This is a genomic window from Streptomyces sp. NRRL F-525 (assembly GCF_000716605.1).
In the GTDB taxonomy this organism is placed as follows: domain Bacteria; phylum Actinomycetota; class Actinomycetes; order Streptomycetales; family Streptomycetaceae; genus Streptomyces.
The window spans coordinates 82,049-101,610 of sequence record NZ_JNXE01000043.1 but is presented as its reverse complement, the minus strand read 5'-3'; the positions used below and the strand labels follow the sequence as shown (position 1 = coordinate 101,610).

The 19,562-nt window shown below is 66.1% G+C and carries 18 protein-coding genes and 1 pseudogene; 11 read left to right on the top strand and 8 right to left on the bottom strand.

Annotated features, from left to right (window positions below; translation table 11 throughout):
* Positions 1-243: 243 nt before the first annotated feature.
* Positions 244-1,308: an SEC-C domain-containing protein gene (locus tag OO69_RS41230; RefSeq protein WP_033286093.1), complete on the top strand. Its 1,065-nt coding sequence runs from the start codon at positions 244-246 to the stop codon at positions 1,306-1,308.
* An 80-nt stretch (positions 1,309-1,388) separates the two neighbouring features.
* Here OO69_RS41230 and OO69_RS41225 read toward each other — a convergent pair whose 3' ends face one another.
* Positions 1,389-2,501, bottom strand: a complete 1,113-nt coding sequence (locus OO69_RS41225; RefSeq protein WP_158713483.1) for an MrcB family domain-containing protein — start codon at positions 2,499-2,501, stop codon at positions 1,389-1,391.
* A gap of 155 nt (positions 2,502-2,656) precedes the next feature.
* Here OO69_RS41225 and OO69_RS41220 point away from each other — a divergent pair, with 155 nt between their 5' ends.
* Positions 2,657-5,821 carry a DUF3427 domain-containing protein gene (locus OO69_RS41220; protein WP_033286079.1) on the top strand — a complete coding sequence of 1,055 codons (3,165 nt, stop codon included), beginning with the start codon at positions 2,657-2,659 and terminating at the stop codon, positions 5,819-5,821.
* A 10-nt stretch (positions 5,822-5,831) separates the two neighbouring features.
* Here the strand turns inward: OO69_RS41220 and OO69_RS41215 are convergent, their stop codons facing one another.
* On the bottom strand, positions 5,832-6,425 hold the full coding sequence (locus tag OO69_RS41215; RefSeq protein ID WP_033286078.1) for an ATP-binding protein: 594 nt from the start codon (positions 6,423-6,425) through the stop codon (positions 5,832-5,834).
* 203 nt (positions 6,426-6,628) lie between these two features.
* Here OO69_RS41215 and OO69_RS41210 point away from each other — a divergent pair, with 203 nt between their 5' ends.
* Both OO69_RS41210 and OO69_RS50870 read left to right on the top strand, forming a co-directional pair.
* Complete coding sequence (locus OO69_RS41210) at positions 6,629-7,474, top strand: helix-turn-helix domain-containing protein (RefSeq protein ID WP_033286077.1); 846 nt, start codon at positions 6,629-6,631, stop codon at positions 7,472-7,474.
* Entirely contained in the window at positions 7,474-7,677 is a 204-nt protein-coding gene (locus OO69_RS50870) for a DUF397 domain-containing protein (RefSeq protein ID WP_078652795.1), read from the top strand. Before OO69_RS41210 ends, OO69_RS50870 begins: the two co-directional genes overlap by 1 nt.
* A 92-nt stretch (positions 7,678-7,769) precedes the next feature.
* Here the strand turns inward: OO69_RS50870 and OO69_RS41205 are convergent, their stop codons facing one another.
* Positions 7,770-8,372: a nitroreductase family protein gene (locus OO69_RS41205; RefSeq protein WP_033286076.1), complete on the bottom strand. Its 603-nt coding sequence runs from the start codon at positions 8,370-8,372 to the stop codon at positions 7,770-7,772.
* A 234-nt stretch (positions 8,373-8,606) separates the two neighbouring features.
* Between OO69_RS41205 and OO69_RS41200 the strand changes: the two genes are divergently transcribed.
* From OO69_RS41200 to OO69_RS41180, 5 genes are all read left to right on the top strand, one after another.
* Positions 8,607-9,347, top strand: coding sequence for a DUF6879 family protein (locus tag OO69_RS41200; RefSeq protein ID WP_033286075.1), 741 nt, complete (start codon positions 8,607-8,609; stop codon positions 9,345-9,347).
* Entirely contained in the window at positions 9,344-10,192 is an 849-nt protein-coding gene (locus OO69_RS41195) for a helix-turn-helix domain-containing protein (RefSeq protein ID WP_033286074.1), read from the top strand. Before OO69_RS41200 ends, OO69_RS41195 begins: the two co-directional genes overlap by 4 nt.
* 87 nt (positions 10,193-10,279) lie before the next feature.
* Positions 10,280-10,726, top strand: a complete 447-nt coding sequence (locus OO69_RS41190; protein ID WP_158713482.1) for a hypothetical protein — start codon at positions 10,280-10,282, stop codon at positions 10,724-10,726.
* 199 nt (positions 10,727-10,925) lie between these two features.
* Positions 10,926-11,363 carry a hypothetical protein gene (locus OO69_RS41185; protein ID WP_033286072.1) on the top strand — a complete coding sequence of 146 codons (438 nt, stop codon included), beginning with the start codon at positions 10,926-10,928 and terminating at the stop codon, positions 11,361-11,363.
* A 92-nt stretch (positions 11,364-11,455) separates the two neighbouring features.
* Positions 11,456-11,839, top strand: coding sequence for a hypothetical protein (locus OO69_RS41180; protein ID WP_033286071.1), 384 nt, complete (start codon positions 11,456-11,458; stop codon positions 11,837-11,839).
* A 55-nt stretch (positions 11,840-11,894) separates the two neighbouring features.
* On the opposite strand, the gene OO69_RS41175 is transcribed toward OO69_RS41180, so the two are convergent.
* Complete coding sequence (locus tag OO69_RS41175) at positions 11,895-12,233, bottom strand: hypothetical protein (protein WP_158713481.1); 339 nt, start codon at positions 12,231-12,233, stop codon at positions 11,895-11,897.
* Positions 12,234-12,471: 238 nt separating this feature from the next.
* Here OO69_RS41175 and OO69_RS41170 point away from each other — a divergent pair, with 238 nt between their 5' ends.
* Complete coding sequence (locus OO69_RS41170) at positions 12,472-13,323, top strand: hypothetical protein (protein WP_033286069.1); 852 nt, start codon at positions 12,472-12,474, stop codon at positions 13,321-13,323.
* Positions 13,324-13,678: 355 nt separating this feature from the next.
* Positions 13,679-14,611: pseudogene (locus tag OO69_RS41165) on the top strand (hydrolase); the annotation flags it as partial.
* Between the two features lie 109 nt (positions 14,612-14,720).
* Here OO69_RS41165 and OO69_RS41160 read toward each other — a convergent pair.
* The 4 genes from OO69_RS41160 to OO69_RS41145 form a co-directional block, all read right to left on the bottom strand.
* The gene (locus OO69_RS41160; RefSeq protein ID WP_234444664.1) at positions 14,721-16,193 is read right to left on the bottom strand and encodes an alpha/beta hydrolase domain-containing protein; all 1,473 of its coding nucleotides are present in this window, start codon (positions 16,191-16,193) and stop codon (positions 14,721-14,723) included.
* Positions 16,194-16,218: 25 nt separating this feature from the next.
* On the bottom strand, positions 16,219-16,818 hold the full coding sequence (locus tag OO69_RS41155; protein ID WP_033286068.1) for a TetR/AcrR family transcriptional regulator: 600 nt from the start codon (positions 16,816-16,818) through the stop codon (positions 16,219-16,221).
* A gap of 91 nt (positions 16,819-16,909) precedes the next feature.
* Positions 16,910-18,319, bottom strand: coding sequence for a HupE/UreJ family protein (locus tag OO69_RS41150; protein ID WP_078652794.1), 1,410 nt, complete (start codon positions 18,317-18,319; stop codon positions 16,910-16,912).
* Positions 18,316-19,485 (bottom strand): DUF3500 domain-containing protein, encoded by a 1,170-nt coding sequence (locus OO69_RS41145; protein ID WP_234444663.1) that lies wholly within the window; start codon positions 19,483-19,485, stop codon positions 18,316-18,318. The genes OO69_RS41150 and OO69_RS41145 overlap by 4 nt, the downstream gene beginning before the upstream one ends.
* Between the last annotated feature and the right edge of the window lie 77 nt (positions 19,486-19,562).

The window sequence follows — 19,562 nt, the reverse complement described above, 5'->3', positions numbered from 1 at the left end:
GCGGGAGAGGGGCGGGGGCGGGGGCGGGCGGGGCAACGGGAGGTGAAGGTCGTAGAAGCGCAGGGGTCGTAGAAACGAAGCAGCCGTAAAACTGGCGGAAACCGGGAAGCCACCCGGTGTTCCCCGTGGGGCGGCCCCCGGCCGGCGCCCTCACCGCTCCCCCACGCCACCCTCACCGGCCGACCTGGGCATATCTCTGCCCTTGCCTCCATCTGTGCAGGCATCGGCAGTACCGTGTCGTTCATGCGCCCCGACACGCCCGCCGAGAACGTCGACCACTCCGCCGAAGCGGCCCGCCTGGAGCGGACCGCCGCCCGTTACCCCGAGGACGCCGAAGCCCTGCTCCTCCAGGCCGCGGCCCACCTGGAACTGGCCGGCGACCGCCCCGCCGCCACCGCGCTCTACGACCGCCTGCTGTCTTCGGCGGACGCCCTGGAAACCCCGCATCTGGTACGGGCCCTCAAGGCCTCGAACCTCTGGGAGTACGGCCACGAGGCCGAGGCCAGGGCCATCATCGACGGGGTACGGACCGCGTCCCCCCGCGATCCCGCACCCTGGGTGATCGTCGCGGAGTCCCTGGAGTCCCACGACGAGTTGGAGGCGGCGCAGGAGACGTTCACGGAGGGCGTGACGCTGCTCCTGACCGATGTCCCCGAACCGCCTTACTCCACCCACCCGTTGCTGTACGGCCGGCACCGGGTGCGGCGGATGCTGGGCGTGTCGCACGACGAGTGGGACACGCTGGCGGACACGTTGCATTCGGCCCACGCGTCCTCGTTGTCCTCCTCGCCCTCTTCGTCTTCCTCATCTTCCTCGTCGCCGGTTTCCCTGGACGAGTTGCATGATCCGAAGCGGGTGTGGTCACTGGGGTCGGACAACCCGGCGGAGCTTGAGGCCGAGATCTCGCGGCTGCGGGCGGAACTGGGCGCGTTCCGGGAGGCGTTGTCGCGTCCGTTCCCGGTGGCCGTACTGCATTGGCCCGAGGGGGAGTTGGCCGAGCTGGTGGGGGCGTACGAGTCCCTTGCGGTGGAGTACCCGTCGCACGAGGAGCACCTTGCGACAATAGAGGGGTCGTTGCGGGAGCTGGCGGCTAGCGGGACGCCGAACCTTGGGATCGTCACGGGGACGGTGCCTTCTTATGAGGCGTTCGCGGCGTCCGAGGGGGCTTCGCCTGGGGATGCCGACCTGTTGCCGCAGTATGCGACGACTCTCGCTGCGCGGGGGCGGGCTGTGGTTTGGCCGCCTCAGCGGGGGGCTAGTTGCTGGTGTGGGTCGGGGCGGGCTTATGGGGAGTGTCACGGGGGTTGAGGGGCGACAGCGGCGGCCGAACAACACACGCTTGCTGCACATGAGTTGATGGGGCACCGACGGTTCGTCGATGCCCCACATCAGGTCGCGGCAACTAGCTCCCAGGAAATTGCTATGGGTGAGCCTGCCCACTCTCCATCAGGAGCACGCCAGACAGAGGCAATGCCGTGATCCTCTAGATACTCGGCGTATTGGCCAATGTCTTCGGTGAAGAGGGCTACGAGATGCGGCTTCGGCTCGTCGCGCTTCTCGTACCAGTAGTAGCTGTACTCCAGAAGCTGGCCGACAGCTTCGCGAACTGCCTGCGTGGCGTTGCCCTTCTTCACCGCCTTACCCTCGATCAACCAATCGCGCTGAAGGTCTCCGGCAGAGCGACGCAGAACCAAGTCCCTCGGGTGCATACGCCGCGTAATCGGGGTATATCCGCACGTCACAGCATGGAGGCCAAAGCCGTGAATGAGCTCTTCATGCCGACGCTCCCTGCGGTGCGTGCCTCCCTTTGTGCGCACGTAGTAGTCGCTGCTGCTGTTGGGGTGGAAGCCATCTAGGGGGTCGCCCGCTGGAGCGTGCTCCTCAGGTACGTACTCAAAGGGCTCATTCGGTGCCGGCGCCTGGAGCCAGATGCGCTGGCTGGCCGCAGCGTCCCGAAGGAGCAGGGAAGCTGTGTGGAGATCCTCTTTGAGGACGTCCTCGGCAGGCAGTTGGGCAATCTCGTAGCGCTTCGCCACGATGCTCCCAGCCTCGTAGGCGCGAGGCCGCTCTGCCTTCGTCCCGAAAGCTGGCGTATGTGTCCACCGCACGGCCAGTTGCGGTTGCATTCCTGCTCGAAGATGCTTCGCGCGCCGCTTCAACTCGCGCCGTAGATCACCTTGCTTGGGATACTCCTTGGAGAGGTTCGTGACTCCCTGCTGCAGCGTGAGCGTGACGGACGTAAGCCTCGCATCGAAGATGTAGGCAAGGTACAACCCCTCCTGGGGCTCGGTGTTGATCGCCTTGTCGAACACCCCAATCCACGGCGTGATGCTCGCGGACCCTTGCCCACCGTGCCCCGATGCAATGAAACCGTGGGGCAGTGGGAGATCAGTCCTCTCCTTCACCCCTCGGAGGAGAGCCTGAGCTGGCACCTCTTTGGACGTGCCGTCCTGAGGGTCGTAGGTCTCTGCGATGCGTATGAGCAGGTCGTGTAGCGGCACGCATGAAACGTACCCGGATTTGATCAGCTGTGCTTCTCAATATGACCGCTACAAGCGTCATAACGATCACTAGTGATCGAATCCGAGCGCTGTCAGCGCCGGCTGGTAGAACATCTGCATCGTCCAGCCATCTGTTCAGCCGGGGGAACACGCCTATGTCTCAACGCCACAGCGACGCGTCCACACCATCCGCTGGGTTGTATGAGCAGCTCATCACCCTGCGCTTTGAGCAGCAGTTGACGGCACTCGCCAGCCTCGGATGGCACCCCGTTAGTGACCAGGTGGGGCCAGAGTCCGTGGCTCACGTGCTGACTCGGCACGTTTCGGGGACCGTGCGACGCGTACTACAAAATCTTCCAGCCGAGGAACGGGTACACGCCGCCAACCACATCCTGGAGTCCATCAGCACTCTAGAAGGCGCCCAAGAGTGGGTGGACCTAGTGGCTGATGGCCCTCGTCAACTTCTCGCGCTGACACGGCAAGAGGCACCCGGCGTCTTTGCCGTGCGCCCCGGCATCCCCCTCTCCGACACTGCCCTCATCACCAACTCGCCGGAGGACCCGAGCCTCGGCTTCGAACTACGCGCCGAGCTCGCCACCGCCGACCACGTCGACCTGCTCTGCGCCTTCGTGAAGTGGCACGGGCTGCGCATCATCGAACAGTCCCTGCAAGCGGCCCACAAGCGTGGCGTGCCGATACGAGTCATCACGACGACCTACATCGGCGCCACCGAACGGCGAGCGCTGGACCGGTTGGTGCGAGAGTTCAACGCCGAGGTCAAGGTCAACTACGAGACACGATCGACGCGACTGCACGCGAAGGCATGGCTGTTCCGTCGCGAGAGCGGCTACGACACTGCGTATGTCGGCAGTTCCAACCTCTCCAAGGCCGCGCTCCTCGACGGCTTGGAGTGGAACGTCCGGCTGTCTTCGATCGCCACGCCAGACGTCCTGCGTAAGTTCGAGGCGACCTTCGAGGCGTACTGGAACGACCTGTCCTTCGAAACGTACGACCCCGACGCCGACGGGGAACGACTCCAGGAAGCCTTGGCCATCGCAGGAGGCACCTCTTCAACTGCCGCTAAAGACCGCGCGATTACTCTGTCCGGCCTTGAAGTACGTCCGTACCCGCATCAACGCGACATGCTGGAGCGGCTGAACGTCGAACGGTACGTGCATGACGTACACCGGAACCTGCTGGTCGCAGCGACAGGCACCGGCAAGACGGTGATGGCTGCACTCGACTACAGGCAACTGAGGAAGAAGCACGGCCGCGACTTGCGGCTGCTGTTCGTCGCGCACCGCAAGGAGATCTTGCAGCAGTCCCTGCGGACCTACCAAGACGTCTTGATGGACGCGAACTTCGGAGAGTCGCTGCACAGCGGTGAGATCCCGGAGCGCTGGAATCACGTGTTCGCCAGCGTCCAGTCGCTGAACGCACGAGCGCTCGACCGTCTCGCCCGTGATCACTTCGATGTCATCGTGATCGACGAGTTCCACCATGGGACCTCACCGACGTACCGCAAGATCCTTGACCACTTCCAGCCGGACGAGTTGCTCGGGCTTACCGCAACGCCCGAGCGCATGGACGGCAAGAACATCCAGGACGAGTTCTTCGACGGTCGTATCGCCGCCGAGATGCGCCTGTGGGAAGCGCTCGAGAACGAACTCCTCAGCCCCTTCCACTACTTCGGTATCACCGACACCACCGACTTGAGCACGGTGGAGTGGAAGCGCGGGGCGTATGACGCAAGCGCATTGAGCAACGTGCTGACGGGGAACGTGGCACGGGCACGGCTGGTCGTGAAGGCGGTCAGGGACAAGGTCACCGACCCTGGGACCATGCGGGCGCTGGGTTTCTGCGTCTCGGTTGCGCACGCGCACTTCATGGCCGAGTCCTTCCGAACCGCCGGCCTCAACGCCGTTGCCCTATCCGGGGAGTCATCCAGCGAAGAGCGTGCGCAGGCCCTGGCAGACCTCAGGTCGGGGACCGTGCAAGTCATCTTCTCGGTCGACCTCTTCAACGAAGGGCTCGACATCCCTGACGTGGATACGTTGCTTCTCCTGCGCCCTACCTCCAGCGCCACCGTCTTCCTTCAGCAACTCGGCCGCGGCCTCCGCCGCACCGAGGACAAGGCCGTACTCACCGTGCTGGACTTCATTGGGCAGCACCGCAAGGAGTTCCGTTTCGAGAACCAGTTCCGGGCGCTCACGAACCTCACCCGCAAGCGGCTGCTGGACAACATCGAGCACGACTTCCCGCAGCTGCCGTCCGGCTGCCAGATCATCCTTGAGGAGAAGGCGAAGAAAACCATCATCGCCAACATCAAGGACCAGATCGGCGTCAACGTCACGGCGCTGGCACGTGAGGTCGCCGACTATGCCGAGCCGAGGCTCAGTCGGTACCTGCACGAGAGCGGCCGCGAGTTGAAGGAGCTCTACCGAGGCAACGGCAACTCCTGGACAGGCTTGCTACGCCGCTCCGGCCTTCTGCAGGGTGAGCCGCCGGAAGGCGAAGCCGCCCTCCTCAAGCGTGTGTCCGCCTTTCTCCACGTGGACGACCCGCTGCGGGTAGCCGCATACACGCGGATGCTGACGGACGACGCTCCTGCCTACGGCGAACTCGACGAGCAGGGTCAGGCCTACGCCCGCATGCTCTTCTTCCAGCTGTGGCCGCTTGGCGGCGTCACTCGCAAGGGCTTCGCGGACTACCACGCCGGATTCTCAACTCTGCTTGAGCAGCACGCAGTTCGCAGTGAGCTGCGTCAGGTTCTGAAGTACAACCTCGCCCACACGGAACACGTACCGATCCCACTTCTGGGCGTGGGCGGGCAGAGCGGCATTCCCCTGACCGTGCATGCCTCGTACAGCCGCGAAGAAATCCTTCCTGCCCTTGGCCAGTCCTCCATCGGTGGCTTCATGCCGGCCGATTTCCGCGAGGGCGTGAAGTGGTGTGAGTCGATCAAGACCGACGCGCTCCTCATCACTCTGGAGAAGGACGAGAAGGACTTCTCCCCTCAAACTCGTTACCACGATTACGCGTTGAGCGAGACTCTCTTCCACTGGGAGTCCCAGAATCAGACGTCAGCAACGTCTCCCACAGGTCTGCGCTACCAGAATCACGTAGCCGAGGGCAGCCATGTGCTGCTCTTCGTGCGCCGCTACAAGAGCACGGACATCGGGGGAGCCCAGCCGTGGATGCTGCTCGGCCCTGCCGAGTTCGACGGCTCCACCGGGAGCAAGCCGATGGCGATCAAGTGGAAGTTGAAGCACGCGCTCCCGGCGGACGTCTGGACGTACTCGGCGATTGCTGCCGGGTGACACCTCCCGGCTAGTCGCCCACGAGACCGAGCTCAGCCTCGAAGCGCATCTGAGCTCGGTCCAGGGCTTCCTCCGGGTCATGGCCATGCACTCGAAGCCAGTGCAGAAGGTCAGAGATGGCATCGATCGCCGCCAACTCCGTGGTTGCTGCCCCAAGGCGACTTGCCCGACGGTTACCGCAGTGCTCGTCGGGTGCGTGCAGAGCAGTGGCGAACTCGCACCACGTCACCTTGCGATCGGCGAGGAGCTGCACACCCCAGCGGTCAGAAGTGGCGGTGACGAGCGCCATGCCACGTCCTGTTTCGGCATGATCGCTCGCATCCACGAGTGTCGGAAGAGCACGGGTGTCGGGGTCGTGGACTTCGATGCGTAGGCGGGTGCCGTTCATAGAGACGGCGAGGGTGGTCGGGGTGCCTGCACCCACGTGAGTGATCACGTTGGAGACGAGCTCGCTGACGCAGAGCTGGACCGCGACGGTCAGTTCCTGCAGTCCCCAGATTCTCAGGTGGATGCGTAACACCCGCCGCAGAGCTGCCACTTCCTCGGGTTCCGCAAGAAACGGGAGTTCCCACGCCGTCCTCGGCGTGCACGTAGTGCAGTCCATGCCCCAACCCCTCCACCTGCACAGCAGGTTGCGATGCGTAACTACCTTCACACCGAGGGTTGCACTGGAACTCTCAAAATGGAACTCTCATTTCGTGCGGGAAGGAGCGCACATCAGCATCGCGCGCCCCCGGCGCGCGCTGTCTTGCCGTCAGACTCAAATAACCAGCACGATCTGAGAGATCGACATGAGGGGCTGGAACCATGCCAGTTGGACCCACCACACGAAGGCGCCAGCTAGGCGCCGACCTGCGCCGACTCCGCGAAGCCAAAGGCTTGACCCTGGAGGAAGCAGGTGCACGAGTCGGCATCTCAAAGGCAACACTGAGTCGCTACGAGACAAAGGAGGGAACGGTCAAGTGGCCGGCCATTGACGCCCTTTGCCGCGAATACGGAGCCTCTGACGCGGAACGCATCGCCCTCGTCGAGCTAGCCAAGGGCGCTAAGATCCAAGGCTGGTGGCGATCACTCGCCGACCCCATCCCGGAGTCCATGAACCTCATGCTCACGCTTGAGGACGAGGTCGTACGCGAAGACCACTACGCATGCATGTACGTCCCCGGGCTGCTCCAAACTCGCGCCTACGCCGAGGCAGTTCACCGAGCCTCGGAGGTCCAGTGCCCGGAGCGCGAGGTGCAGCACATGGTCGACATCCGCATGAAGCGCCAGGAACTCCTCGACCGCGACGACCCACCACGCATCTGGTGCGTGATCGATGAGGCGGCGCTCCGTCGCGAGGTCGGAGGCCGTGAGGTCATGCGAGAACAACTCGGCCACCTACTCGCCTTGACCGAGCGCCCTCATGTCACCGTTCAAGTACTCCCATTCTCAAAAGGCGCACACGCAGCGGCAGTTGGCAGCTTCGCTATCCTCCGGGGCCCGACTCCGGAGCTGGACGTGGCGTACGTCGACCTACTCAGCGGCGGCCTCTTCATGGAGAAGCCTCAGGAACTGGCGCGTTATAGGTTGGCGTTCGAGTACCTCAGCGCACAGGCACTCGATCTTGAGTCCTCCACGGAGATCGTCCACCGCATAAGCAAGGAGTCCTGATGTCGGCGCCCTCGACGCACCAGTGGTTCAAGTCCTCGTACAGCGGGGGCAGTGGGACGGAGTGTGTCGAGTGCGCGCGTACACAAGATGGGGCTCTGATACGTGACTCGAAGAACCAGGGCGGCTCTTCGCTCACTGTCCGGAGACAGGCTTGGCGTGCATTCACGAACGCCTTGCAGGACAGACGGATTTCGCAGCTCTGAGGAACCTGACGCAAACCAGTCTGAAGACACGGTCGACCGGTAGCCCTGGCTCAGGCCAGCGCAACGCTCCCAGCCCCTCGGCCAGTTCCCTCTCAGGCGTGCCGCCCCCACTGCCCCCGGTGAACGACGTCCTCCACACCCCGGCGCCGCTCCGCGACCCGACCGCTCTGCTCGGGAACATCCTCAGCCCGGTACCCCACCGTGATCCCGCCGATCGGGTCGTACTCCTCCGGCACCCCGAACTCCGCCCGGAACGGCTCCAGATGCTCCGGCATGATCCCGAAGAAGCAAGCACCAAGCCCTTCGTCGACCGCGGTCAGGAGCATCAGCAGAGATGCCATTCCCGTGTCGATGTACCAGTACGGCGCGGGCCAGCGGGCCTCGGCGCGGTCCTCCCAGCCCTTGTCGGGTTCGGCGTAGCGCGCAAGGTACGCCGCCTTGTGAGCCAGGGGTACTACGACCAGCGGGGCGTCCTGCATGGTCGGGGTGTTCTCGACACGGGTGGGGACGAACGGCCAGAAGCGGGCGCGGTCGGCCGGGTCGGTCAGGACGAGGAACGCCCAGCCCTGGGAGAAGCCGGCCGAGGGGGCTCGTAGGGCGGAGGCGAGGATGCGTTCGGTCACCTCTGGGGTCAGTGGCTTGTCGGAGTAGTGGCGGATCATGCGCCTACGACGGACCACCTCGGAGAACTCCATACCAACAGAGCCTGCCACGAACTCACCGACCGTTGGGGGCTGTTGATCAGTCAATCGTGCCCCGCACGCCTAGGAGTTAGGTGTCGTGCAGCGACTTCGCATCGGCATTGCGTTCTCCTGCTTGCGCGCAATCCCAACGCACTGCACGGGATGCGCAATCTGCTGCAATCCTGAGGTGAGACCGAGTCCCGCCCCCGCATCCTGGATCCCCAACAACCGCATCCGGAGGGTGACATGACGCTCAGGTTCCTCGGTACGACCAGCGACGACGGCGACTGCCCCACCCTGTACGAGATCGAGGGCACGGACGAGATCCTCGTCCAGGGCGAGCGGGAGACCGACCCGGAGCACCTCGCCCAACTGCGGGACGTCAAGGAGTCCGAGACCTTCGTCCGCGTACCGCGCAGCCTGCTCAGTCGATACGCGCCGAGGAGTGACACGCCCGAACTCCAGCCGTTCGCCTCGGTCTCCGGTCTCTTTCGCGACTTCAAGCACACCGCTTGGCGCCTGGAGACGCGCCTTGGCTACGCCTCGGACCGCACCAACCCCAAGTGGGCGCGGTTCCTCGCGGGCGAGGACATCGCCGGCGAGCCGGACAACGTCTGGCGGGAGAACGTGCGCGCGCAGACCGCGCTGGGCAAGCGGTTCGAGCGTGTCCGCGTGGTTGACCAACCGCCCACCCAGGGACAGGAGTTCCTCCTCGCGAGCGCGCCCAGCAACGTCGCCGCAGGAGAGGATATCCGACACCTGACCCGCGCCCAAGCACAGCAACTACGGCTGCCGGACTACGACTTCTGGCTCTTCGACTCCAAGGTCCTCGCCCGCTTCGCGTTCGACGACGAGGACACCACACTGGGGGTCTACGTCACCGAAGAACCTGCCGAGGTCCTCGCCGCCTGCCAGGCCCGGGACGCCGCCTGGCACCACGCCGTACGTACCGAAGAGTTCGCCAGGCGGGTACGTTCCACCGTGTGAGCACGGATTACCAGACCGCCAGAGAGGCCCTTGGCGCACGGCTGCGCGAGCTGCGCACCGAGGCTGGTCTGGAGGGCAAGAACCTTGCCGGCAAGCTCGGTTGCCAGCCTTCGAAGGTCTCTCGGCTCCAGAACGGCAAGCAGACCCCGACCGCCGCCGATCTCACCGCGTGGGCGCAGGCGTGCGGTCGGCCGGAAGTCGAAGCTGAGCTCCACGGGCTGCGAGCCGGGCTGGAGATGAAACAACGGCACCGCTCCTGGCGACGCCAGCTGGCCGGCGGACACCGCGGCCGCCAAGAGATCGCCGTGCGCCAGACCGATGCCACGAAGGCGATCCGGGGTCTTGAAGTGTCGCGCGTACCAGGGTTGTTCCAGACCCCGGAGTACGCCCGCGTCATCTTCGACTCCAACGCAGAGTTCCGTGGGATCCCGCCAACCACCGAGGCTGCCGTCGAAGCCCGCATGCGGCGCCAGGAGTCGCTGTACGACCCAGCGAAGACCTTCCGGTTTCTCGTCTGTGAGGCCGCCCTCTACCACCGCTCATGTCCCGCGGACGTGATGGCCGAGCAGTTGGACCGGCTGTACAACCTGGTGGGCCAGCGCCGAATCGAGCTCGGCATCCTGCCCTTCGGCGCGCAATTGCGCCGTACGGCTCCACATGCCTTCTGGATCTACGACCGTCGGTTGGTCATCGTCGAGACGATCAGCGAAGAACTGTGGCTCACCGGCGAAGAAGACATCCAACTGTACGAGCGGGCTTGGGACTGGCTCGCCGAGTCCGCCGAGTACGGGGCTTCAGCACGCCGTCTGATCGGGCGGGCGCGAGCGTCCTTGAACCCCTCATAGGCAATCCACCGCAAGCCCAGCCGTTGTATGCGCAATCGCGCGCAATCGACATCTCCATGCGCAATTGCAGCGCCTAACGTCCCGGTCATGACCACAACGCCCGCCTCTTGCGACGGCCCCTGGATGGTGACCAGCACACCCTCCCCAGGCACAACGGACGACAAGCTCGATGCCTCGCCACTCGGCGAGTTTCTCGTACGGTCCGCGGTCGGCCTGCGCGACCGCATCGCGATGCAGGCCCTCGTCGAAGAGGAATCGCTCCTCTCTCGGGACCAGGTCCGCAAAGCGCTCGTGACCCAGCAGGACGGTGTCATGACCTGCCGGTGGGAAGGCATGTCCGGACGCCTCTACACGCTGGAACTCGACGAAGGCGAACGCGCTTTCCTCGGGCTGGTGTTGTCGATCGTGGGCGTGCAGCAGAGCTACCTCGCCGCGGTGGAATACCTCGATGAGCGGCGCCTGGAAATCGTGCTCCGGGCGATGATCCGGCTGGCCGCCGACAACGACCGGATCGCCATCGGCACACGAATGTGAGCCTTCGCCATGCCGTACGGCGGTCTGGAAGATCCCTCTCCTGAATGCGTGACGCCCGTGCGTCGCTCCCGAAAGTGGGCTGCCCGAAAGTCCCTCAGCCACGAGGTGAAGCAGTGCTCCACACAACCCCACCAGCACCCGAAAGGCCGCCGGGTCCGACCCCGCCAAGCCTGGGCACGAACGCGAAAGAAGGCATGCGATGACCACTGCCGTAGCCACCACGACCCGTACCGGCCGTTCCCTCGTCACCAACATCGACTTCGCCAAGCTCGCCGCGTTCTGCGCCGACGAGTACGGCCTCGAACGTGCTGTGGCGGACCGTGTCGTCGACCAGGCACTCGCCCTGGTCTTCGTCATGGGCTCCACGGGCGAAGGCGCCTCCATGGCCCCGTCCCAACAGGTAGACCCCGGCTGGCACACGCTCATCCTTCACACCGACTGGTACGCCAACTGGTGTCAGGAGCAGTTCGGTTACTTCCTGCATCACCAGCCGAACAGCAAGACGCGGACCGGGGGCCTGATGACCTCGGTCGTCAACAAGATCCGGGCGGCCGGCTTCGAGGTCGACGACGAACTGTGGGGCACAGCCGCCGAATGCAACGCACCCGCCTGCTGTGGCGACGGCCCCTGCTGCTGACCAGCACAACCAGCCACCCCTCAAAGGTGGTTGGTCCGCTCTCCCCCGGAGCCGACCCAACCCCCTCGCCGCCAGAAACGGACCACCATCTCGTGTCCCTGACCGAGCTGACCGCAACCAGCCGCGTCACCGTCTTCCCCCTCGAAGCCCTCACCCTCGCGTACACCACCCAGTCCAGCGACGAGCGCGGTCTGGGCGACATCGGCCTCGTCGCCGTCGTCGACGTACTCAGCGAGGGTGAGGAGTTGTGGCGGCTCGCGCAGAGCCTTGGCGGCCGAAACAACGATGCAGACCGGGCACGTTGGATCCTTACCCAGGCAAACCGGGCGCGCGTCGTCGCCGCGTACACGGATCTGCCGCGCACGACCTGGACGGCGTACATCCGCCGACGAATCGACCTCGACGCGCTCTTCGCCAACCACGCCATCCTGCTCACAGGTCGAATTTCGCTGCCGATGTCCTCCAGTGATGCGTGACTTACGCCCCAGTCTCAGAGAGCACCACCAACGCCGCCCCTTTGTGAATCCAGGGTCAGAGTTCCGGAACCAGCACGGTAAGCCGAAGCAGCGCAGCGACAGCCAGCGCCGAAGGAATCACGTACCACCACCTCCGGACCCATCCCCCCTTGACGAACACCCAGGTCATCCCAGCGGTCACAGCGGCAAGCGTCAGGGCGGAGCCCGCCGCGAAGTTCGAGTGGGAGACCGACTCGCTGTCCCAGGGGCCCGCCGGGTCCGCCAGGTGGGCGAGAAGCGTCAGATACGCCGTCACCAGGTGGCCCAGGGCGAGGACGAGGGCGCAGAGCGCGGACGCGATGCGGGTGCGCGGGCCGCGGGGCTCCCGTACCTGCGAGCGCACAGGTGTGGTCACTTCAAGGCCTCCTTGGCGTCGCCCGGTTCGCGGTCGAAGCCGTAACCGTATGCCTGGGCGGCGGGGTCCTCATCGCCGAAACCCGGTCGATACCAACTCCCAAGCCCCACTGGTCCGTTACGCACTTATTGCACAAGAGATCTTCACCATTTCCGACCTGAGTCCATATCATGCGGAGATCAACAGGCCCGGCCAAGGGGAGACTTGGGCGGGCCTCTCAGGTTCCTGTGGGGGTTTCATGCGTATACGTGTTGCAGCTGCCGCCGTTGTTTCCGGTGCCGTCGTCCTGTCCGCGCTCGCGCTTCCGGTCGTCGCCCAGGCGGCGGAGCGTCCGAGTGTGGCGGCGGGGCTAACTTCCCTTGCCGCGAAAGCCGTTCAGCCCAGAGACTCCTCGGGCAGCACCAAGTTCTCGCACGCCGTCATCAACGGCGGCAAGGACATCGTCCTCGGTACCACCGGCACGAAGTCCGTCACCGTCACGTACACCGCCACGAACGCGAGCGGTATCGCGCTCACCGAGGCCTTCCTGTGGCAGGGGACCGACAGTTCGACCGAGGACGGCATCACCGGCGGCCTGGGGACGGACGACGACCCCGCCTGCACGGAGACGGCGACCCAGGGCACGTACACCTGCAAGGCCGTCTTCAACATCCACCCCGCCACAGACATGAAGGACAACGGCGTGGCCGGGACCTGGAAGCTGTTCCTGGGGGCCTGGGACCTGTACGCGAACGCCAGTTACAACGACGACGTCGCCACCGCCTCGATCAAGAAGGCCTCCACGCTGACCGCCGACGCCACGCCCGAGCCGGTCAAGAAGGGCAAGACCATCACGGTCACGGGCAAGCTCGCCCGCGCGAACTGGTCGACGGGCAAGTACGCGGGGTACGTGTCCCAGCCGGTGAAGCTGCAGTTCCGGAAGAAGAGCAGCAGCACCTACACCACCCTCAAGACGATCAAGACCAACAGCACCGGCGTCCTGAAGACCACCACGAAGGCCACGGTCGACGGTTACTACCGCTACGTCTTCGCGGGCACCGCCACCACCGCCGCGGCCACAGCGCCCGGCGACTTCGTCGACGTCCGGTAAACGGTTCGGCAGCACCTCAACACCACTACGTCAGCACTTCGGTGCCGGGCCGCCACGCGTCATTGCGCCCGGCACCGCGCCATTTCCCCACCCCCGGTATCGCCGAGTAAGAGATCTACGTGAACAGCCGAGAGAGTCTCCCGGCGACCCCGATCTTCTGTGTACCGTCCTCCCGTGCGCCGATCGGTGATCACTCAACTACCGTTCTACGCGCGAAGATTCGCCCCACTCGACAACACCAGCAGCACCCGCAACGCCCAACACACCCGCACCCGCACCCCTGTTCATTCCACCCCCCACTGATGGAATCCCCCCACTCACGGAGGTTCACCGGATGCTCAGCTTTGGCAAGTCCATGACACGCACAAGCGTCTTCACGTCACGCCACAGGTTCACCACCGCTCTCACCGTCCTCGGCATGCTCGCCACAGGCGCAGCCGTCCAGGCGGCCACCGTCACCCCCGCGCACGCGGCCACCACGCACCGCGTGCTGTTCGACGACGGCCACGCCGAGGAGGCGGGCAACGCGGACTGGATCATCTCCACCAGCAAGCCCGACCCGCTGTCCCAGGACTCCTCCCCCTCCTCCGACAAGGACTGGACCGGGGCGCTGTCCTCGTGGGGCATCGCCCTGCAGAAGACCGGCGACTACAGCCTCAAGACCGCGACCAGCGCGCTGACTTACGGCGGCTCGTCGGCCACCGACCTCTCGAACTTCGACACGCTCGTGCTGCCCGAGCCGAACATCAAGTTCACGACCGCCGAGAAGACGGCCATCATGAACTTCGTGAAGGCCGGCGGCGGGCTGTTCATGATCTCCGACCACACCGGGTCCGACCGCAACAACGACGGCTACGACGCGGTCCAGATCCTCAACGACCTGATGACGAACAACAGCGTCGACTCGACCGACCCGTTCGGTTTCTCCATCGACTCGCTGAACATCACCTCCGGCTACCCGGCCGCCATCAGCGACAGCACCAACCCCGTGCTGCACGGCTCCTTCGGCACCGTCACCAAGAGCCTCATCGCCAACGGCACCACGGCCACGATCAAGCCCGCCGACAACTCCGCCGCCAAGGGGCTGCTGTACCGCTCCGGTTACTCCGGCAACACCGGCGCCTTCTTCGCCACCAGCACCTTCGGCAGCGGCAAGGTGGCGTTCTGGGGCGACAGTTCACCGATCGACGACGGCACCGGCCAGTCCGGCAACACGCTCTACGACGGCTGGAACGACACCGGCGCCACCAACGCCGCCCTCGCCCTCAACGCCACGGAGTGGCTCTCCTCCTGAGCCCCGAGTACTGAGTTGGTAGTGAGCGGGTGCGGTCCGGGGGTCCAACCCCGGGCCGCACCCGCTCACCTCCTCCCTCCCTCCTCCCTCTCCCCCCAATCCCTCACCCTCCGATGCCGGACCTCACCGCCGCCTCGACAAGGTCCGCCCCGTCGGCGGGCCGGATCGTCCCCGCGGCCACCGCGGCCGCCGTCCGAGCCGCCCACTGCCTCACGAACTCCGCGTGCGTGGGGTACAGCGCGGCCAACTTGGCGGCGGTGAACGGGGTCGTCGTACCGAAGAGGAAGCAGAACTGCGCCGTTCCGGTCTGGCCGAGGCCGGACAGGGCGGCGACGGGCGCGTCGACGGCCGGCGTGCGGATTCCGCCGGTGGCGTTGCCGTTGGCGTCCAGGACGAACGCGGGTGTGCCGTCGCTACTGGTGGTCACCTGCAACGGAGAGGTCTTGGCCGGCGGGATCCCGGTCAACACCCAGCTGCGCAGGGCGTGTTGGGCGCCGTCCATGACGTAGTGTGCCGGGCCGGTGTTGATCGGGTCGGCGCAGGAGAAGGCGGGGGTCCCGGTCGGCGGGTCGAGCATGGCGTCCAACTCCCCAGCGCTCACCGCCCCGTTGCCCGTGTCCGCGGCGCCGACGTTCGCGACGTAGTCGTCCGCGTGCGCGGTCCCCGCCACCTCCCAGAACCGCAGCCGCCCAGTGTCGGGTTGACGAGCCGTCAGATATCCCAGGAGCATCAGGTCGGTCTCGGTCTGCACGGTGAGCACCGGAACGTCCGTGTCGGTACGGAACTCGACGGCCGCAGGGGTGGGCACGTCCGCCTGGGGCGCCTGCGAGAGGGCCGCAGCGAATCCGGCCCTGCTGTGGACGAGGAATCCGTCGTACGCGCGCGCCAGGGGCTGGACCGCATCGATGTACGTCGTGAGGCGGAACGCGGACTGGGACTCGCCCTCGGCCAGCACGGTACGGGGCCGGAGCCCGCCGAGGATCTTGGCCGCGGAGTCCCGTACGGCCTGTCCGGCCTGGGTGAAGATGTCGTAGGAGTAGCTGTCACCCGGGTGGGACAGGGCCGCGTAACGGACCGGGTCCACGGCCTTCGTCGCGGCCACGCCGACAGCCTGGGCGGAGACGCCGATCCAGGCGTAGCCCTCGCGGATCAGTTCATTGTGGGTGTAGATCCACTCCGGGGCCGTGTCCAGACCGGCGGAGACGTTGAGCCACTCCACCACGACCGTCCCGTTGAAACGGGCCGGGTTCGATGGCCTGTTCATGACAATCCTGGTCGTGTACGGCGCGCTGCTCGCCGGCGTCACGTCCCAACGGCCGTCCGAGCCCAGCGGGTTGGCCGAGGTGTACGAGGTGGCGGTGCCGGAGAGGAAGAACTCCGACTGCGTGTATCCCACGCTGCCCAGGTCGAACGACGTGCCTTGTAGTACGACGGCACCGTTGCCGCCGGTGACCGGACCGGTGACCTCCGGGCCAACTGCGCTCGCAGCGCCGGAAGTTGGCGCCGAGACCCCTAACAACCCTAAGAACAGACAGGTGCTCGCCACCACGGCCAACACCGCACGTCTCGTGTTCATGAGTGATGCCTCCTCATCGATGTCCCTACGGCTCGGGAAGCCCGGCCCGCAGTCGCGCGAGCGCGTCGGCCGTCACCTCGGCGAGGTCCAGACCGCCGTCGCTCTCCAGCCACATGAAGACCGCCAACCTCAACGCGTTGGCCGCCACAACGGCGGTCAGGCGCGGGTACAGATCGCTGCGCGCGTCCGTACCCGTGCGCTCGGCGATGACCACGGCGAGCTCCTGGCCGAGCCGCTCGAAGATCGCCAGTTGCGAACCCAGCAGAGCCCTGCTCGCCATCACCATCCGTACCTTGACGGCCAGTTGCTCAAGCTGCTCCGGCGGCAGGAAGGCCGAGAACATCAGGGCGTGCCGCAGCGATTCCCACAGCGGTTCACCGGCCGGACGGGCGCGCAGTCCCTCGGCGATGTACCCCATGCCGTCGACCAACTCGGCGACGATCGCCTCCTCCTTGCCGGAGAAGTAGTTGCGGAAGGTGCGCGGCGACACGTCCGCCGCCTCGGCGATCGCCTCGGCGGTGACGTTCTCCAGCCCGCGCTCCAACGCCAGCCGCATCGCCGCGCTCGCCAACGCGGCGCGCGTCCGCGCCTTCTTGCGCTCCCGTAGACCGCCCTCCACCGCCACGCCCCGGACCGTACTGGAACTTGCCGGAGTGGAAAAGATGCCGGGACGGCAAGTTTTCCCGCGCGGGCCGCCCCGCCCCCTCCCCCACTCCCTACGGCACCCTGGAGAGCGCCGATCCGACTACGGACTCCGCGTCGGCCTCCGCGTCTGCCTCCAACTCCACTGACCTGCACCTGCGTTGGCGTTCGACCAGCGTCCACACGCCCGCCCCGACCGCCGCCACCGCAAGCACCGTCAACATCCCCGTCGTATGGGACCCCGCACTATCTGCCACCCTGGCCACCGGATTCGGCAGCCCCACCCGATCCACCAGCCACCCGACAGCCGCCGTAGCCGTGATCAGCGCACCGCCCACCCGCAGCACGGGCTGCACCCGCAACCTCGCGAGGACCAGCAGCGACGGCAACGCCAGGCAGACCAACAGGAGTTGGACGAGCTCGATGCCCAGGTTGAAGGCCAGCAGGCTGGTCGCCAACTGGCCTGTGGACAGGTGCATTTCGGCGAGGACGAACGAGAACGCCATGCCATGCCCCAGGCCGAACACACCCGCCACGATCGCTTCCTTGCCCGGGAACAACGGGCGGATCGCGTGGACCGCGCCGACAAGGATGCTGGCCGCGATGAACGCCTCGACCGGCCGGCCGGGAATCTCGAAGCGGGTGAGGGCAGTTGCCGCCAGGGCGACCGAGTGGCCGACGGTGAAGGCCAGCGTGATGAGGCCGATGCGCGAGAGGGCCGCCCGGGGTCCGGCCAGACCCCTCCACCGCCCACCGGCCGCCAACAACGGTGCGGGCAGCAGCAGGATGAGCAGGAACAGCAGATGATCGGTACCGGTGAGGATGTGGTTGCCGCCCAGTTCGAGCATGGCGACGAAACCACGCCAGGCACTCCCCTCGCCGAGGTCGACGACCAGCGGCGGAACCTTCATGTGCCGGACATCGAGACGGATGGTGCCCACCTGCGTGGCACCGTCACCCTCGACCCGACCCGCGGCCCAGTCCTGACGAACCGACACCAGCGTTATATGCGTGACCACTTGGTGCACGATCACGTCGTAGCCAAGGATGAAGTGCCGTACATCCGCTCCCGTCGGCGGGGTGAGTACGGCCTTCGCGATCAGCTCGCGGTACGGGCCGGTGGAGGTCTGCTCGGTGCGGCTGAGGCTCAGCGCGCCGATGGTGACCTGCCACGCCTCACCCTTGGGGGTGGTCGGGCGGATGTGCCCGGCTAGATAGGCACGGATCGCAACGGCCTTACTGGCCAGGGCGGTTGACTTGACCGTGTTGAGATCGATGCCGCTCGCCCGGGAGAAGTCGTCGACCGGCAGCGCCAGCCGCGCGGTCACCGAGGCCTGGTACACGTCGAGTTGGACCACAGAGTGCGGCATCGGGTGCGCGGCGGCCGGCGACGCTCCGAGCAGGAGCGCCGCCGGTACCGCGATCGCGATCCCGGCCACCAGGCGAAGTAGCGCTGTGGTCAGCCAAGTTCGCGGTCGGGTCATGAGAAGGTGAACTCGCTGCCGTAGTCACGGGTGTGGTCGCGGTACACCGTGTGGTAGTGGACCTTGCCCTGGAAGACAAGGCCGTTCTGGCAGACGAACTCGATCCACACGCCGGGGCCGTCGATGCGGACGTAGTCGCCCTGGGTGTCCAGCGCGGTGCCGCCGGAGTAGCCGACGTAGGTCTGGTTCAGCTCATGCTCGTACGTCTTCATGAGCTTCTTCGCGGTGGCGTCGTCCACGTTGGCGATCCAGGGGTGGATGGCCTTCAGGACCAGCTGCTTCTGCTTCGGTGACAGCGAGCTGACCTTGATGCCTTCCTTGGTCGCCGGGAACTGGCCGTCCTGCCCCGGGCCGAGGAGCACATCGCTGAACGACTCGGTCAGCTTCGCGGTGGCCAGCTGCTCCGTGCTCAGGCTCCCGGTCAGCGCGAGCATGCCGTTGCGCTGCGCCTCAAGGGGCGAGTACGTGGTGCCGTCGTCGGCGGTCCAGCTGCTGGGCTCGACCCCGACGAAGAACGGACTGGCGCCCGCCACCTTCCCCTTCTTGTAGGTCTCGTTGACGGCGAGGTGGTGCCCGCCGAAGTGCAACTGCCAGGTGCCGTCAACCGAGGGGGTGCCAAGGAACGCCAGGAAGTAGACGCCGCTTCCGTAGCCGCCCATGCCACCGCCGCCGGCGCCACCGGACGGCGGGGTGCCGGTCGGAACGTCGGTCGGAGCATCCGTGGCAGTCGAGCTGGCGGACGGGTCGGCGGAGGCCGTGCTCGACGCGGTGTCCGACGGCGCCGGACCCGCGGAGCTGGTGCTCTGTGCGGCGTTGAGCACGTCGTCGGCCTTGATGATCTGCGTGATCTGGTCGTACCCGGTGCCCTTGCCGGTGCCCGTGGCGAGCTTCACCACCTGCATGGCGGCGGCGAGTTGAGTGTCCGTCAGGGAACCCAGCTGGATGCCGGGACGGCAGGACGAGCCGCACGGAAGGTTCGACCAGGCGGTGGCGTTCGCCTGTGAGAAGTCCAGCAGCACCTCCGCCTGCTGGTCGGCGTCCAGCGTGTTCAGAAACGCGTTGGCCGCGCTGACCACGGCACCGACACCGGTGGCCTTCTTGTCGACCGGCCGCTTGACGCCGGCGGCCGATGTACCCGTCTGACTGTCGGTCGAGGCATTGGCCACGGCGAAACCACCACCGACCAGCACAACCGCCGTAACAGCCCCGGCAATTCCACGCCAGGTCCGTCTCGTACGCACGA

Coding starts and splice junctions, on each gene's coding strand:
- OO69_RS50870 (WP_078652795.1), top strand. CDS start 7,474: ATGTCGGCGCCCTCGACGCACCAGTGGTTCAAGTCCTCGTACAGCGGG.
- OO69_RS41220 (WP_033286079.1), top strand. CDS start 2,657: ATGTCTCAACGCCACAGCGACGCGTCCACACCATCCGCTGGGTTGTAT.
- OO69_RS41210 (WP_033286077.1), top strand. CDS start 6,629: ATGCCAGTTGGACCCACCACACGAAGGCGCCAGCTAGGCGCCGACCTG.
- OO69_RS41160 (WP_234444664.1), bottom strand. CDS start 16,193: ATGAACACGAGACGTGCGGTGTTGGCCGTGGTGGCGAGCACCTGTCTG.
- OO69_RS41200 (WP_033286075.1), top strand. CDS start 8,607: ATGACGCTCAGGTTCCTCGGTACGACCAGCGACGACGGCGACTGCCCC.
- OO69_RS41190 (WP_158713482.1), top strand. CDS start 10,280: ATGACCACAACGCCCGCCTCTTGCGACGGCCCCTGGATGGTGACCAGC.
- OO69_RS41205 (WP_033286076.1), bottom strand. CDS start 8,372: ATGGAGTTCTCCGAGGTGGTCCGTCGTAGGCGCATGATCCGCCACTAC.
- OO69_RS41230 (WP_033286093.1), top strand. CDS start 244: ATGCGCCCCGACACGCCCGCCGAGAACGTCGACCACTCCGCCGAAGCG.
- OO69_RS41170 (WP_033286069.1), top strand. CDS start 12,472: ATGCGTATACGTGTTGCAGCTGCCGCCGTTGTTTCCGGTGCCGTCGTC.
- OO69_RS41215 (WP_033286078.1), bottom strand. CDS start 6,425: ATGGACTGCACTACGTGCACGCCGAGGACGGCGTGGGAACTCCCGTTT.
- OO69_RS41185 (WP_033286072.1), top strand. CDS start 10,926: ATGACCACTGCCGTAGCCACCACGACCCGTACCGGCCGTTCCCTCGTC.
- OO69_RS41150 (WP_078652794.1), bottom strand. CDS start 18,319: ATGACCCGACCGCGAACTTGGCTGACCACAGCGCTACTTCGCCTGGTG.